The following is a 1,832-nucleotide window of genomic DNA, read 5'->3' on the forward strand; positions in this document are numbered from 1 at the left end:
TCTCATAAAGAACTCGCTAACGCTATTCGCGCCCTCAGTATGGACGCCGTACAAAAGGCCAAATCAGGCCATCCCGGAGCCCCTATGGGCATGGCCGATATCGCGGAAGTTCTGTGGCGCGGTTTCCTAAAACATAATCCAACCAATCCGCAGTGGGCTAACCGCGACCGTTTCGTTCTGTCTAACGGCCATGGCTCCATGCTGATTTACAGCCTGCTGCACCTGAGCGGTTATGACCTGACCATCGACGATTTAAAACAGTTCCGTCAGCTGCATTCCCGCACCCCGGGTCACCCGGAATATGGTTATGCGCCGGGCGTGGAAACCACCACCGGCCCGCTGGGTCAGGGTATCTGTAATGCCGTGGGTATGGCGATTGCCGAGCGTACGCTGGCAGCCCAGTTTAACCGCCCGGGCCACGATATTGTTGACCACTACACTTACACCTTTATGGGTGATGGCTGCATGATGGAAGGGGTTTCTCACGAAGCCTGTTCACTGGCCGGTACCCTGAAGCTGGGCAAACTGATTGCCTTCTATGATGACAACGGCATTTCCATTGACGGTCACGTTGAGGGCTGGTTCACCGATGACACCGCCATGCGTTTTGAGGCCTATGGCTGGCACGTTATTCGCGGTATTGATGGCCACGATTCAGATGCCATTCGTCAAGCGGTAGAGCAGGCACAGAAAGAGACCGGTAAGCCTTCACTGCTGATGTGCAAAACCATCATCGGTTTTGGTTCTCCTAACAAAGCGGGTACGCACGACAGCCACGGTGCACCATTAGGTGATGCGGAAGTGGCGGCCACCCGTGAAGCGCTGGGCTGGAAATACGAGCCGTTTGTTATTCCTCAGGAAATCTACAGCGCGTGGGATGCCAAATCTGCCGGTCAGTCGGCAGAAGCCGAGTGGGACAAGCAGTTTGCTGCCTACCGTGCTGCCCATCCTGAACTGGCGGCCGAATTTACCCGTCGCGTGAGCGGTGAGTTACCGGCACAGTGGCAGGCAGAATCTCAGAAGTTTATCGAGAATTTACAGGCTAATCCGGCCAATATCGCCAGCCGTAAGGCATCACAAAACGCACTGGAAGCCTTTGGCAAAGTGTTACCGGAGTTCCTGGGCGGCTCAGCTGACCTGGCACCAAGCAACCTGACCATGTGGTCCGGTTCGAAATCCATTGTGGATGACCTGGCAGGTAACTACATTCATTACGGCGTACGCGAGTTTGGTATGTCGGCAATGATGAACGGTATCGCGCTGCACGGTGGTTTTGTACCTTACGGTGCCACCTTCCTGATGTTTATGGAATATGCCCGTAACGCGGTACGTATGGCAGCGCTGATGAAAATTCGCAGCGTATTCGTGTATACCCATGACTCCATTGGTCTGGGTGAAGACGGCCCGACTCACCAGCCGGTAGAGCAGATGGCCAGCCTGCGCCTGACGCCAAACATGAGCACCTGGCGTCCGTGTGACCAGGTTGAGTCTGCCATTGCGTGGAAATCGGCGATTGAGCGTCTGGATGGGCCGAGCGCACTGATTTTCTCCCGTCAGAACCTGACCCAACAGCCGCGCAGTGCAGAGCAACTGGCGAATGTGGCCCGTGGTGGTTACGTGCTGAAAGACTGCGCCGGAACGCCGGAGTTAATTCTGATTGCCACCGGTTCAGAAGTGAGCCTGGCGGTGGATGCGGCAGATAAACTGACGGCGGAAGGCCGTAAAGTTCGCGTGGTATCGATGCCTTGTACCGAAGTGTTTGACCGTCAGGATGCGGCTTACCGTGAATCGGTGCTGCCATCAGGCGTAACGGCACGTGTGGCGGTGGAAGC

General features: G+C 55.9%; 1 protein-coding gene. It reads left to right on the forward strand.

What is annotated here, in order from left to right:
• On the forward strand, positions 1–1,832 hold a 1,832-nt coding region (tkt, locus tag I2494_RS20465), incomplete at both ends, for a transketolase (RefSeq protein WP_218468819.1).

Source organism: Limnobaculum allomyrinae, from assembly GCF_016649425.1.
In the GTDB taxonomy this organism is placed as follows: domain Bacteria; phylum Pseudomonadota; class Gammaproteobacteria; order Enterobacterales; family Enterobacteriaceae; genus Limnobaculum; species Limnobaculum allomyrinae.